The following is a 13,387-nucleotide window of genomic DNA, read 5'->3' as shown; positions in this document are numbered from 1 at the left end:
CTCGCTTCGCTCGGATTTTAGCCCACGTGCTAGCGCCCCAAAGCTTAACGTTAGGCGGCATTTACTTACAGCATTAAAAAGTAGGTTCGGACGTGACATTCCACCATTGAGGCTGTTTCGCTAGGTTGTCTTTGCGGCTTACTTTTTCGGTAGTTTCAACGGCTTTAGCAACGCGCTTTTAATCAACATCACAACGCTAACATTCTGCATCACCAGCTTTCTAAACTCGCTCTTTTATCCAGCAATGTCCTTAACATCTGGCATTTCGCACAGGGTTGTTTTATCTTAATTTCAACAATTTAAATAAGTGGCCTTATCGGCTAGTTGTGGCAGCAAAGCTGCGTACTTTCAGTTGTACGCCTAACAAAACGCTGTTGGCACTCCCTTCGGTCGCTGGGACGCAAACACGGGGCCGCTTCGCGATTATAGCCCCGTGCCTGCGCCCCAAAGCTTAGCGTTATGCACAAGGAGGTTTTTTTGCAGTTCAGTGACATATCAAATTGGCTAAAACTCAATACAAAACATGCTTTTATCCTATTAGTAGTGTCTTCGATATTCCTCTTCGGTAGCAATGAATTATTAAACGATTTAGGTCTACAAGAAGCAAGAGAGACACTGAAGACTTGGGTGGGAGTTATTTGGCTAATATCTATTGCAATAATTGTTGCCGATATCGTGGCACCCGCAAGTAAGTGGGTTATTAAAAAGCTCAAATGGCGTATTAACCTAAAAAAATATCAGAAGCGTCTGCACCAATTAAGCGAAGACGAGAAAGCCTTTCTTTCTTATTATTTGGCACATAACACAAGAACTCAATGTGCTTCAGTATCTAATGGCATGGTCAATGGATTGGTCTCAGCAATGGTTGTATACAGGGCGTCAAACATAGCTGATCATTACGATGTTTTTCCCTTTAACATCCAGCCTTGGGCACTGGAATATCTAATGGAGCACCCAGGATGTCTTGAGTAGTGCATAACAAACAACTGTTGGCACTCACTGCGTTCGCTGGGACACAAACACATGGGCTCCTGTCGCTCCGCGTCGTATTTTAGCCCATGTGTCTGTGCCCCAAAGTTGGGCGTTAGGCGTCATTTACTTACAGCATTAAAATGTGGGTTAAACCGTGACATTCCTACATCAAGGTTGTTTCGCTAGGTTGCCTTTACAGCTTACTTTTTCGGTAGTTACAACGGCTTTAGCAACGTGCTTTTCATCAACACCGTAACGCCAACATTCAACATCACCAGTCTTCTAAACTCGCTCTTTTATCCAGCAATGTCCTTAACATCTGGCATTTCGCACAGGGTTGTTTTATCTTAATTTCAATAATTTAAATAAGTGGCCTTATCGGCTAGTGGTGGCAGCAAAGCTGCGTACTTTCCTTTGTACGCCTAACAAAACGCTGTTGGCACTCCCTTCGGTCGCTGGGACGCTAACACGTGGGCTGGCTCGCTTCGCTCGGATTTTAGCCCACGTGCTAGCGCCCCAAAGCTTAAAGTTATATTTAAAAGGATGTTTCCTTGCAGAGTTATCGTTTTCCGCTAGCAATTGGCATAATGGGGTTAATGTTCATTTGTATGGCCATTTCAGCAGACTCTGTTGGGGCAGTTGTAACTCTGACTGTCTTGGCGCTGATCTTTTTAGCGCTTAGCGGGCTTTATTTCTGGATGTTTTCCCAAATCAACAAAGATAAATAGTAACGTTGCTGTGAAGTAGTAAACGGCTAATTAGCGCTGTTTTCAGATATTCGCTTCTCAGATTTATCCATTTGCTCTTTGTAAATTCATTTGGGACGCAAGCATTAAATATAACAATCTGCTGTAGCCGCTCGCGGGCTCGCTGGGACGCATACACATGGGCTGCGTCGCTTCGCTCCTAAATTTTAGCCCATGTGTTTGCGCCCCTAAGCAGGGTGTTAGCAGCCAGCCAGTGTACAGAATTTAAGTTGAGTACGATGTTAGAACCTTCAAGCAACACCTACTTCGTTAGTAATGTGGAGGCAATTAACCTGAATTTTGATCTAATTAGCTTAATTACCGTGGGCATTGTCCTTATAGCAATTTTTAAGTTCACGAGTTTCTTGCGATCACTTTCAACTATAGCCAAGTTAAAAGCTAAGCACATCGCGATTGTAACTGCTTGCATATGGTTGATTGCATTTGCCACAGTATTTCTTAACAGTCGTGAGATACATCATATTCAAAATGCTATTTTGGCGAATCAAACTCAGGCCATATCAGGCTGTATAACCGACCACAAAATAATACAAGGTAATAGCAGGGAAGAAATGTTCTTTGTTTCAGGTGTAAAATTCAAATACAACGATTACGCTACTGAAAGATACTTTTTTGCCAATCGGGAGCATGGCACGTTCATCAAAAACGGACAGTGTGTAACTATTGTTTACCTGCCTAAACAGGAAAACGGAATTTTAAAAATCGACAAGGTTTGAGTGGCATTGGCTGCTAACAAACAACTGTTGGCGCTCACTGCGTTCGCTGGGACACAAACACATGGGCTCCCTCGCTTCGCTCGTTATTTTAGCCCATGTATTTGTGCCCCAAAGTTGGGCGTTATAACGATAAGGAGTATCGGTGCTAACTTTAGCTAAAAAGAATATCCCATTTATATTTCTTGCTGTTATTTCTGTTTTTTGGGCTTTTTTTTATCAAAGCTCTAATGCTCTCAATGGATATGGCGTAGAAAAACCAGAATGGCTTTTGCTAATCGATGGCTTAGTTGTCTTACCTATTTTATGCTTTTGGTTTGTTAAAGATAAGAAAGAAGCTGCTATCAAAGCTGTTGCCTACAGTTGTTTAATTATATTACTTGGTAGCTTTGTTATTCCTGAAAGCTCGAAGGTTGTATGGCCTTACCTTGAATCGTTGCGCTATCTTGCTATTGCGGCGTTTATTGTTTTGGAAGTTACCACTATTTTGACAGTCTTTTTTGCTATCAAAGCTTCTCTTACCAAAGATAAAGATCCAGATTTGGCTATATCAAAGCCAATTGAAAGAGTTCTAGGTAAAGGTGCTATAAGCTCATTGCTCTCTTTTGAGGCGCGAGTTTGGACATACGCATTATTTTCCAAAAAGATACGACAGCAAAATTTTACTGGTGATAGTCATTTTAGCTGCCATAAAAAAGATGGAGCTCAAAGTAATCAATTAGGCTTTATTCTTATTATTTTATTTGAATTACCCATTATGCATTTGTTGTTACATTTTTTGTGGTCACCGATTGCGGCCAATTTAACAACAGGCTTAACTCTTCTAGGTTTAGTAGTCTTTTTTATTGCAGAGTATAAAGCGATTGCAATTAGACCTATTTCAATTGTTCCAGACAGTATTATTGTAAGGTATGGCATATGGAACCCATTAAGAATTGCTTTAAGTGAAATTAATCACATACAACCTAATTCAAATTTTATACGTAGGTCAGGTAATGTTAATAGGTTCAATTTGGCAGGTAACCCAAATATAGAGATTAAGCTCAATTCCGGTAAGTTAATATATTTAGGCGTAGATTCACCTAATGAGTTTATTTCAACTATAGAAAAGTACCGAGGAAAATCGTTATAACAAGCTGTTTAACAAGGACAAAATACAGTTGGCTTTTGCTCCTTCGTCGCTTATTTTAGCCAACTATATTTTGCCCATTAACAGGGCGTTAGGCACTTTATATGAATCCCATACAGCAAGCATCCAATTACGATAAGATTGCAGAGCATTGGAATAGCGATCGCTTCAATAGAGAAAATGGTATTTCTCAGCATAAGAGAGCGCTTAACTTTGCCTCGAAGACGGGAAAAGCTATTGATATAGGTTGCGGTAGCAGCGGACGTATAATCGATTTATTATTAAAGTATGGATATGATGTTGAGGGGCTGGACCTTTCAGCCGAGATGCTAAGGCTTGCTAAAATAAGGCATCCTAAAGTCATATTCCATCATGCAGATATTTGCAACTGGGTTCCAAGTAACAAATATGCGTTCATATCGGCGTGGGATAGTATTTGGCATGTGCCCCTAGAAAACCAAGAAAGTGTAATTGGTAAACTCCTTGAGCATCTGGAAGTGGATGGCGTAATAATTTTTACAAGTGGGGCGGTCGATGAAAAAGGTGATGGTAGCAATCCATTTTTAGGTCAAGACTTATATCATGCAGCTCTTGGCATTCCAGCACTTTTAAAGTTATTGGGAAGTCACAACTGCGTGTGTCGACACTTGGAAAATGATGACTTTCCAAACAAACATTTATACGTGGTCGCACAAAAACGTGCCTAACAAAACGCTGTTGCCACTCCCTTCGGTCGTTGGGACGCTAACACGTGGGCTGACTCACTTCGTTCGGATTTTAGCCCACGCGTTAGCGCCCCAAAGCTTAGCGTTAGGCGTCATTTACTTACAGCATTAAAAAAGTAGTCTCAGCAGTGACATTACAGCATCAAGGCTGTTTCGCTAGGTTGTATTTACGGCTTACTTTTTCGGTAGTTTAAACGGCTTTAGCAACTGGCTTTTCATCAGCTCAGCAACGCCACCACTCTGCATCTCCAGTTGTTTAAACTCGCTCTTTTTTCCCACATTACACCATCTCTAACCATTGAGTTTAATATGACAACCATCTTCCTAACACAGGCAATGATGGCGACTTTTTTCGGCTTACCTGCGGCTACCAGCCTCTCATAAGTGGCTTTAAATTTAGCGTTGCATTGCATCGCTGACATCATTGCCATAAACAAAACGGTTCTAACTTGGTGTCGGCCACCTTGAGTAACTTGCTTACCTTTGTAGCGACCGCTTTCCTTGTTCATTGGTGCGACGCCAACAAGGGCGGCCACTTGTTTACTATTCATCATACCAAGCTCTGGTAAATAACTGATGAAAGCCGCAGCTGACACCTTTCCGATCCCTGGCATACTTTGAACCAGTTCACTTTTTGCTTGGTATTCTGGACAGCTTTCAATTAAATCAGCTAATTCGTCGTCCATCTTTTGAATTTGCTTTTTCAAAACTGTTAATATTGCCTTTATGCTTGATTGAACAGTTTTCGGCATGATTTGAAGGCGGTTTTTCTCACGGGTCTGCATCTCTAAAAGCTGATTTCTGCGGGCTACAGTGTCAGCCATCTTCTGAATGTTCTCGGGCTTTAGTGTCGACAAGGCAGGTTGAATTACCTCACTAAAATGCGCTATCAACGCCGCATCAAGTTTATCCGTTTTAGCTTTACGGCCAATGGCGCCAGCAAAGCGTTTAACATGAATAGGATTTACGACACTAAAAGGTAATGCTGCTTTCGCACAAGCACTCACAAAGGCAATTTCATAGCGCCCTGTTGCCTCAATGACTATACGCTCAACGGTCAATTTCCTTAGCCTCTTTATCGCCTCCCCTATGCCTTTCTTATCGTTACTCACTTTGAGGTATTCGCCCAAAGGCCGAATGTGTATATCGAGAAAATCTTTACCTACATCTACACCCACGTTTAAGTTTTGCACTACTAATTTATTCATAATAAGCTAACTCTGGTTTGCTAAATGCGAGCTCGAGGCCCAGTCGACTATTCGAGTATGTTGCTTGGAGCACTGTGTGGCGTTCATGTTTGTTATCGGTCTCTCAATTGAGGAGCCTTCGCTTAATCGAACTACCACGCAGCCAACTTTGGTTGCAGCCAAAGTCTGGGCCTCACTTTACCCATCTTTGAAAAGGAAATGTGGTGAATTTAGGGAATAATTATCCATACAAACGCTAAACTCGCTCCCTTCGATAGACTAAAGACTAAACAAAACAGTCATCTTTTTTACAACTGACAATACTAAACAAGACAGGCATGTTTACTAAATAAGACAGGCATGTTTGTGCGTTGGGTTTTCAGCATACAAAAGGAAGATAGATGAAGCTTAAGATGTTTCAGGTTGATGCTTTTGCAAACCATGTTTTTGAAGGTAATCCGGCTGCCGTATGCCCATTAGAAACTTGGCTTGATGATAGTTTGTTGCAGGCCATTGCTGAAGAAAATAACCTCTCTGAAACCGCATTTTTCGTACCGATGGGGAATGCCTATGAGTTGAGATGGTTCACGCCAGCAGATGAAGTTGATCTTTGTGGGCATGCTACACTTGCTGCGGCTCATGTACTCTACACTCATCTACACTACACCAAACAGGAAGTAGTTTTCCATACCCGGAGTGGGCCACTTACTGTCACGCGAAGTGGCACCGGTTTTTGTATGGATTTTCCGGCTGCATCGCTTATCAACACTGAAGCACCTTCAGCGCTAGTTAGTGCGCTCGGCAAAGCCCCTAAGGAAGTACTATCCGGGTTTGACTATCTAGTTGTTTTTGATTCTGAAGAAGAAATAAAATCACTAAAACCACTAAACAAGACAGGCATGTTTGTGTCTACTGCACACGTGTCTGCGCCCCCATATCTTAAAGTTACGCACAGGGCTAAATATGAATCCCATACAGCAAGCATCTAATTACGATAAGATTACTAAACAAGACAGGCATGTTTGGGACTAAATAAGACAGGCATGTTTGTGCACTTCTCTGGGCACATTACGTAATACTTAACAAGACAGGCATGTTTGCGGTACTTTGGATTGGTAGACTAAACAAGACAGGCATGTTTGTGTACAGATGTATATATTTTGTGGCCATCTTACTCTCTATTAAACTGCAAGGCTAACCTAATAATCGCATTGCACTTTGTCGGCCTTGAACCCGTTGCTGGTGTTGATTGTGTGCGTATTGCTCTAGGTGAATCACTTTGCCAGCGGCCTGCTTAAAGCAGGTTTCAAACTGCGTGGTTAATGTTATCCAATGTTCTTGTTCAATATTGAGGCGCTCTAAAATAGAGGGTAGGTTATGCTCAACCTTGCCACGCTTGTTTGGGTGAATATATCGGCTGGTTATATCTACAAGCTGTAAGTAGTCTGGAACGACTAAAAAAGACAGGCATGTTTGTGTCTATTGCACACGTGTCTGCGCCCTCAATTTTAAAGTTAGCCACTAAATATGAATCCTACTTAACAAGACAGGCATGTTTGCGGTACTTTGGGTTGGGGAGTCCAATTATCTCGCTGGGACGCTAACCCATGGGCTGCGTCACTTCGTTCCTAATTTTAGCCCATGTATTCTCGCCCCTTAGTGGGGGGGTAGCCACTTGGAGGTTTAAATGGAAATGAACCAAGTCACTCTTCCAGTAAAAAATATGGAAGAAGCCGTAAAGTTTTATCTGGTTCTTGGTTTTATTCAAATCGTAGATACACCGCACTATGCGAGGTTTTCCTGCCCTAAAGGTAACTCCACTTTTTCTCTTTCTCTGGAATTAGAAGAGTTTAAAAATGGTGCTATCATCTACTTCGAGACCGAAAAACTAGATATGCTCGCAGAATCATTAGTTGCAAACGGAGTTATTTTCGAGCAACTACCTACAGAACAGCGGTATTTATGGAAAGAGGCTGTGTTAAAAGACCCTTCAGGCAACAAAATTAAACTGTTCTGGGCTGGCGAGAACCGCTTGTCGCCGCCGTCATACTAAACAAGACAGGCATATTTGTTTCACGGATGGAGAAGACTAAACAGGGCAGGCTCTTTTGTGCACGTTTTCGGCCAAATTACGTCGTCATGTCCACATGGCGGAGCCTGAAATCGAAGGCTATATCCCAGTAATAGCAAAGTCTATTGCATCTATTAGCAATTCGCGGGATTGCGCTAATGAACCGATGCAGTCCTTGAGCACATCTTCGGGTATGGAACTTAGTTGTTGAGCTAGGAATAGATATGACACGCCTGCGAATTCTATTTCCGGCGTTAGCTTTTTCATATAAAGACTGTTTCTAGTCGTATTCTTTGTGAGCGGTACGACTAACCTTGTTGTTAACTGGTCAATTACAGAGTTCTGAACATCTACAAGAAAGGGGTAAGCTTTATCTGTTTTTGTGCTTGGGTTTTTGTAAACATCAAACTGTGCCATTAGAAGTTCCTGTACTCATCGCCTATACAGCCGTTCTCAGCGACAAACTTGTTATAAGCAGCTATGGCAGCTTTATTTTCTTTTTTCCACCGTTCTTCTTCAACACTTTTCAACTTTTCTTTAAGTGCCTGTTCTAAGGTTGCAGACAGGTTAACTTTTAAGTCTCTAGCTTTGTGTAATAAGTCGCTGTTTAAGCTTAAATTCGTTGCTTTTTTTGGGGCATTGATGTCATATAAATCTTGCATGCTATCACTCCAAATGATCTTGATTATCAAGTATACGCATGCTAATGCGCATTGAAAAGAACTAAGTCCTTCTTAACAACACAGATATTTTTGAGTACAGATGTTTATATCTTGTGCCCGTCTTGCTCTTTACTGAGCTGCAAAGCTAACCGAGTAATCGCATTGCACTTTGTCGGCCTTGAACCCGTTGCTGATGTTGATTTTGTGCGTATTGCTCTAGGTGAATCACTTTGCCTGCGGCGTGCTTAAAGCAGATTTCAAACTGCGTGGTTAACGTTAGCCAATGTTCGTGTTCAATATTGAGACGCTCTAAAATAGGGGGGAGGTTATGTTGAACCTTGCCGCGCTTGTTTGGATGAAGGTATCGGCTGGTTATATCCACAAGCTGTAAATAGTCTGGAAGGGTAAAAGGTAAACCATGTGGCATCTCTTGCCTTGAGTTGCCTGCAAAAGGCATAAGTCTTTTAGGTGTTTTGCCTAGCCTGGCTGCGTTAATACGGTATTTAATGCTGGTATGGTCCGATGTTTCAGGAGTTTTGGCCATCTTTGCTCGTACTGGGTTTAAATCAACATAAGCCATACAGGCGGCAAGGGCTGACTCATCTAATAGCGCTTGTGACTTAAACCGTCCTTCCCAAAAATGACCAGTACAGTCATCCTCTTTATTTGCGGCCCTGGCAATGTATTCATTCAGTGCACGCATAAACCAACTGATATCAAATAGCCTTTTACGCCATACTTCAGCCGTTAACTCAACCGTTTTAATTTGGGTTTCATGTAATTCTTTGCGTAAATCTGGTGATAGGTAGCGCTGTGAGATTAATGTGCCTTTGTACAGTTTATGCCAACGTTGAATCACATCTTCTGTACTCAGTGCGTCTGCCTTCTCTTTGTTTACGTGTAATACCAGGTGCGTATGATTACTCATTACCGCATAAGCACATACATCAATGGCGAACACCTCACTTAAAATATGAATACGGTCTTCTATCCATTGGCGACGATGCTCAAAGCTTCTACCGTTTTCCTCGCCGCACAAGAAAGCACGACGAACACAGCGGGAAATACAGTGATAATAGGGCGTATCCGATAAACTAATTTGCGACTTTCGGGCTTTAGGCATTGGAGCGGTCTGACTCTGGTTGACTTGTTTACTAGTTTGTATAGCTATTCAGTTTAAAGAAAGTGTACTAAGGAACAGTTTGTAGGCGAGTTGAACTATGCCTGTCATTTTTAGTTTGACACGTATAGGATTGTTCTTGAAAAGTCAGAACGCTAAAAGGAATTTATGAAATCTAGAAGCAAAGTTTTATTGAAATTTGTTGGGTTGCTCCCCATCGTGTTGTTGCTTATTGTGGTAAGTATCTTAGGTGAAAATCACAGAGCTAAAGAGCTTGTAGAAAGTTATCTAGAAACTGTAAAGGTGCGCTCTGAAGCTGAAAAATGTATCCATTTAAACTTCGAGAGTTCAAGTAGAGCCGTCCAAAATTTATCCTGTGAAGACCAAAGCTTTTTATTTTTACTTTCCCTAATGAAAACGCTCGCCTTAAAGGATTTTGGTAGTGTTGAATATACGACTGACCTGAGTAAGTACTGGACTCCGTTAAGTTCAAATAACTATGTTTCTGTTCACGTTACCTTTGAAAACCAAAGCGAAAATTTTCTTAGTAACATTATATTCGTTGTTGAGAGAGACGGACTATCGTGGACGATTAATAAAATCGATGTTAAGAATAAAGAACTAGTCAGAGTTTATGAAGAGTTCAAGGCTTTAGACTTATCCCGTTATGTAGAAGTTTCTGGCGATACTTTAGAAATAAAGAGTAACCATTTGAAAGGCGGCAGTCTGTCTTACATGACAGGATGGTAATAAAATACAATCTACAGAAGTTGAATAATTACCTCAGAGATAACTGATAACCGTATTCTACGAACCAATTTTCTCACTTTGCAATACGCAAAGACGTTCAAACATTGATCTAGTGATTTCGGCCAATTTGTTCCGTAACTCCTTAGCGTTAGGCTTTCACCATAACAAAAGGAAGATAGATGAAGCTCAAGATGTTTCAGGTTGATGCTTTTGCAAACCATGTTTTTGAAGGTAATCCGGCTGCGGTATGTCCACTAGAAGCTTGGCTTGATGATAGTTTGTTGCAGGCCATTGCTGAAGAAAATAATCTCTCTGAAACCGCATTTTTCGTACCGATGGGAAATGCCTATGAGTTGAGATGGTTCACGCCAGCAGATGAAGTTGATCTTTGTGGGCATGCGACGCTTGCCGCGGCTCATGTACTTTACACCCATTTGCATTACACCAAACAGGAAGTAGTTTTCCATACCCGCAGTGGGCCACTTACTGTTACGCGAAGTGGCACGGGTTTTTGTATGGATTTTCCGGCTGCATCGCTTATCAACACTGAAGCACCTTCAACGCTAGTTAATGCGCTCGGCAAAGCCCCGAAGGAAGTACTATCCGGGTTCGACTATCTCGTTGTTTTTGATTCTGAAGAAGAAATTAAATCACTAAAGCCGGATTTTGAAAAGCTCAAAGAACTTGGGTTACGGGGTGTGGTTGTTACTGCGCCAGGACACGAGTTCGATTTTGTCAGCCGCTGTTTCTTTCCTAAGCTTCGGGTGAACGAAGATCCGGTTACAGGCTCTGCCCATTGTGAACTTGCGCCATACTGGGCTAGCCGCCTCGGTCGCAACAAGCTTAGGGCTCGACAGTTGTCAAAACGGTCGGGCAGCGTGGAATGTGAAGTCAAAGGTGATCGAGTATTCCTATCAGGGAACAACGTGGATTATATGATCGCAGAAATTAGTATTCCACAAAACTAATTATTAAAGGAGACAGGCACTTTATCTTCGAACTATGCCTGTCATTTTTAGTGATTTTTAGTGTTAAACTCGTTCGTAAACCGGTACTCAATTAGGGTCTGACTCACCATGCAAAGAACAGTGTCTCTTGCGCAATATGTTAAGAAACGAAATGGGGTTCCACTAGGTGGAAATGGCTCCATGAAGAACATGCTTTCCCGCGCTTTCGGCGCGTCGTCTTTTCCGGTGTTTTGGCACTATTGGAACCCAATTTGGGGCTACTACTTATCGCGCAATGTCATGCGTCCACTTGCGAGTTTTCTGCCCATTTCTTTAGCTACCCTTATTACATTTCTTGTTAGCGGCGCACTTCACGATATCGCAGTATCAATTGTTAAATGGAAAGCCGTCTTATTCTTTACGCCGTGGTTTGGATTAATGGGGATGGTGGTTATTGTTTCTAAAAGGGCAGGGGTAACGTTCGGGAAAATTAGTTGGCCTTTTAGAGCATTAATTAATGTATCGTTTATTTTATTGTCGCTAGGTGTAACGTACTTCGTGGAAACGTTATATGCTTAGCAATAAGCGCTCGCAATGAACCGCTAACTAAACCTGAAATCCTGATTAGTCGACAAGCCTAGCTTAAAAATTTAACTTAGTAATAATTGAAAAGGATATGTATGCCAATTCGGAAATGGATTTTTCAATACAGTATTGCTCTGCCCGTATTGTTTGCTTTGTTTTTTAGCGTTCGATATATTAAAGGTCAACAGGTTTCTTACTCTGTAACATTTGGACTAACCTGGGCTTTTATTTCCACAGCCATATTTGCCACTCGTCGCGCATACAATTTTAAAAAGAATATCGATTGCCAGTTGTGTAACGATTTAAACCACAGCGACGTAAATCAAAAATAAGGCTTTTTTTGTGTAAGGGTGATTCACAAGAAAAGCGTTAAATAAGCGCATGCTTTACTTCTAATTTCTGATCGGCAAGTGCAAAAGGATTTAGGTTGATATATGAACAGTAGAATCGCTTTGTTAGCGTTTAATATTCTAGGTGGTGCCATACTTTCATTCACTGCTTTCATTGCTGGCAGCGGGTCCGCATCACCCGTTGTTCTACTATATTGGGGGATATTGCCGGGCTTACCTTTTCTAGTTTTAGCTTTTCTAGGGGCCAGTAACAAAAGCTGAGCCAGCGAAGTTTACTCTTTATGTCATTAGCTGCTTTGCTAGTAACACTAGTAATTTACGGGCAGGCTTTTGTGTATATTGGTGGTGGAGCAAATATTGGTGCCGGCTTAATTATTATTTATAGCCCAATCGCATATATCGGCGCTATTTCAATTGGATGGGCAATCGGCGAACTTTTTTGTTCAATGCCGAGAGAACACTGAAGCTTACGCTTTTTTATTTGCAATGTAGAGCCATTGTTTTAAGCACTTTTAAGGGAAAAGCTGTGGAATCCATCAATAAGTTCTGCCCTAGATCTAGCAAACCCGTAAAGCCCGATTCGCTTACCGAGTACAGGGGCTATACGGTTGGCTTCTGTAACCCAGGGTGTAGTAGCGATTTTGCGAAAAACAACCAAGCATGCCCGAACGATACTCAATACTTTGACGAGTTAATAAAAGAGAAGTATGGGAAATAAATGCTTAATCACTTTCTTATCGCAAATACTAAAGAGCTTTAAGTAGGAACAGAGATTTGACTAAAATTTTAATATTCGGAAATTCCGGTTCTGGTAAATCTACGTTGGCGAGACGTTTGTGTGAAACACACGGTTTAGCACATTTAGACCTCGATACCCTTGCATGGAAACCTACAAGCCCGCCAGAAAGGAAGTCGATTAAAGAATCGGCTCAAGAGATACAGGCTTTTACCGCTTCTAATAAAACCTGGGTAATTGAAGGGTGTTACACAGACCTGCTTAAGCTTGTAGAGGCGCAGTCTACTGAAATAATATTTATGAATTTACCCGTTGAGTTGTGTATTGGTAACGCGAGAGCACGGCCTTGGGAACCCCATAAATACAAGACCAAACAAGCTCAAGATGATAATTTATCCATGTTAATAGACTGGATTGGCCAATATACAAAAAGAGACGATACGTTCTCTTATACTGCACACAAGCAGTTTTATGAAAACTATAGCGGCAGTAAGAGAATGGTTACGCAAAATACCTCAGACTTAAAAGCATAAACCACGTTATAACCGCACACAATGCGATAGCTATTTCATATACTACAACGAGTACGGGCATTCACCCGCAAACTAAAGCGCTAATTGAACTGCAGTATAAAACATTAGAAGTGTTAGAAATTAAAGGTGGTAAAGTGGCA

The 13,387-nt window shown here is 41.5% G+C and carries 15 protein-coding genes; 11 read left to right on the top strand and 4 right to left on the bottom strand.

All coding sequences use genetic code 11. The features are described 5' to 3' along the window. The first annotated feature begins 477 nt into the window (after nucleotides 1–477). The 4 genes from ACX5J7_RS06155 to ACX5J7_RS06140 all read left to right on the top strand — a co-directional run bounded on the left by ACX5J7_RS06155 (nucleotide 478) and on the right by ACX5J7_RS06140 (nucleotide 4,288). Nucleotides 478–972, top strand: a complete 495-nt coding sequence (locus ACX5J7_RS06155) for a super-infection exclusion protein B (protein ID WP_498706478.1) — start codon at nucleotides 478–480, stop codon at nucleotides 970–972. Nucleotides 973–1,957: 985 nt separating this feature from the next. After that, nucleotides 1,958–2,455 (top strand): hypothetical protein, encoded by a 498-nt coding sequence (locus tag ACX5J7_RS06150; RefSeq protein ID WP_498706476.1) that lies wholly within the window; start codon nucleotides 1,958–1,960, stop codon nucleotides 2,453–2,455. A 142-nt stretch (nucleotides 2,456–2,597) separates the two neighbouring features. Further along, nucleotides 2,598–3,584, top strand: coding sequence for a PH domain-containing protein (locus tag ACX5J7_RS06145; protein ID WP_498706474.1), 987 nt, complete (start codon nucleotides 2,598–2,600; stop codon nucleotides 3,582–3,584). A gap of 101 nt (nucleotides 3,585–3,685) precedes the next feature. Then, nucleotides 3,686–4,288 (top strand): class I SAM-dependent DNA methyltransferase, encoded by a 603-nt coding sequence (locus ACX5J7_RS06140; RefSeq protein ID WP_498706472.1) that lies wholly within the window; start codon nucleotides 3,686–3,688, stop codon nucleotides 4,286–4,288. A gap of 236 nt (nucleotides 4,289–4,524) precedes the next feature. On the opposite strand, the gene ACX5J7_RS06135 is transcribed toward ACX5J7_RS06140, so the two are convergent. Beyond that, entirely contained in the window at nucleotides 4,525–5,514 is a 990-nt protein-coding gene (locus ACX5J7_RS06135; RefSeq protein ID WP_498706471.1) for an IS110 family RNA-guided transposase, read from the bottom strand. Nucleotides 5,515–5,894: 380 nt separating this feature from the next. Here ACX5J7_RS06135 and ACX5J7_RS06130 point away from each other — a divergent pair, with 380 nt between their 5' ends. Together ACX5J7_RS06130 and ACX5J7_RS06125 are read left to right on the top strand one after the other, a co-directional pair. Next, nucleotides 5,895–6,482: a PhzF family phenazine biosynthesis protein gene (locus tag ACX5J7_RS06130; RefSeq protein WP_498706469.1), complete on the top strand. Its 588-nt coding sequence runs from the start codon at nucleotides 5,895–5,897 to the stop codon at nucleotides 6,480–6,482. A 698-nt stretch (nucleotides 6,483–7,180) separates the two neighbouring features. Further along, a complete protein-coding gene (locus tag ACX5J7_RS06125; protein ID WP_498706467.1) occupies nucleotides 7,181–7,546 on the top strand; it encodes a VOC family protein in 366 nt (121 codons plus the stop codon). 117 nt (nucleotides 7,547–7,663) lie between these two features. Here the strand turns inward: ACX5J7_RS06125 and ACX5J7_RS06120 are convergent, their stop codons facing one another. From ACX5J7_RS06120 to ACX5J7_RS06110, 3 genes are all read right to left on the bottom strand, one after another. Further along, nucleotides 7,664–7,981 (bottom strand): CcdB family protein, encoded by a 318-nt coding sequence (locus ACX5J7_RS06120; RefSeq protein WP_498706465.1) that lies wholly within the window; start codon nucleotides 7,979–7,981, stop codon nucleotides 7,664–7,666. Beyond that, nucleotides 7,981–8,226: a type II toxin-antitoxin system CcdA family antitoxin gene (locus tag ACX5J7_RS06115; protein ID WP_498706462.1), complete on the bottom strand. Its 246-nt coding sequence runs from the start codon at nucleotides 8,224–8,226 to the stop codon at nucleotides 7,981–7,983. Before ACX5J7_RS06115 ends, ACX5J7_RS06120 begins: the two co-directional genes overlap by 1 nt. Nucleotides 8,227–8,371: 145 nt before the next feature. Continuing rightward, nucleotides 8,372–9,349: a transposase gene (locus tag ACX5J7_RS06110; protein WP_498706460.1), complete on the bottom strand. Its 978-nt coding sequence runs from the start codon at nucleotides 9,347–9,349 to the stop codon at nucleotides 8,372–8,374. Nucleotides 9,350–9,514: 165 nt separating this feature from the next. Between ACX5J7_RS06110 and ACX5J7_RS06105 the strand changes: the two genes are divergently transcribed. The 5 genes from ACX5J7_RS06105 (at nucleotide 9,515) to ACX5J7_RS06085 (ending at nucleotide 13,247) form a co-directional block, all read left to right on the top strand. Further along, nucleotides 9,515–10,096 carry a hypothetical protein gene (locus ACX5J7_RS06105; protein WP_498706458.1) on the top strand — a complete coding sequence of 194 codons (582 nt, stop codon included), beginning with the start codon at nucleotides 9,515–9,517 and terminating at the stop codon, nucleotides 10,094–10,096. A gap of 179 nt (nucleotides 10,097–10,275) precedes the next feature. Then, a complete protein-coding gene (locus ACX5J7_RS06100) occupies nucleotides 10,276–11,064 on the top strand; it encodes a PhzF family phenazine biosynthesis protein (protein ID WP_498706456.1) in 789 nt (262 codons plus the stop codon). Between the two features lie 108 nt (nucleotides 11,065–11,172). Beyond that, the gene (locus ACX5J7_RS06095; protein WP_474116154.1) at nucleotides 11,173–11,622 is read left to right on the top strand and encodes an acyltransferase; all 450 of its coding nucleotides are present in this window, start codon (nucleotides 11,173–11,175) and stop codon (nucleotides 11,620–11,622) included. Between the two features lie 882 nt (nucleotides 11,623–12,504). Beyond that, nucleotides 12,505–12,696 (top strand): YHS domain-containing protein, encoded by a 192-nt coding sequence (locus ACX5J7_RS06090; RefSeq protein WP_333973620.1) that lies wholly within the window; start codon nucleotides 12,505–12,507, stop codon nucleotides 12,694–12,696. 56 nt (nucleotides 12,697–12,752) lie between these two features. Further along, a complete protein-coding gene (locus tag ACX5J7_RS06085) occupies nucleotides 12,753–13,247 on the top strand; it encodes an AAA family ATPase (protein ID WP_474116152.1) in 495 nt (164 codons plus the stop codon). The last annotated feature ends 140 nt before the right edge of the window (nucleotides 13,248–13,387 follow it).

It is taken from the genome of Alteromonas infernus, assembly GCF_902705815.1.
This window is presented reverse-complemented; position numbering and strand designations above follow the sequence as displayed.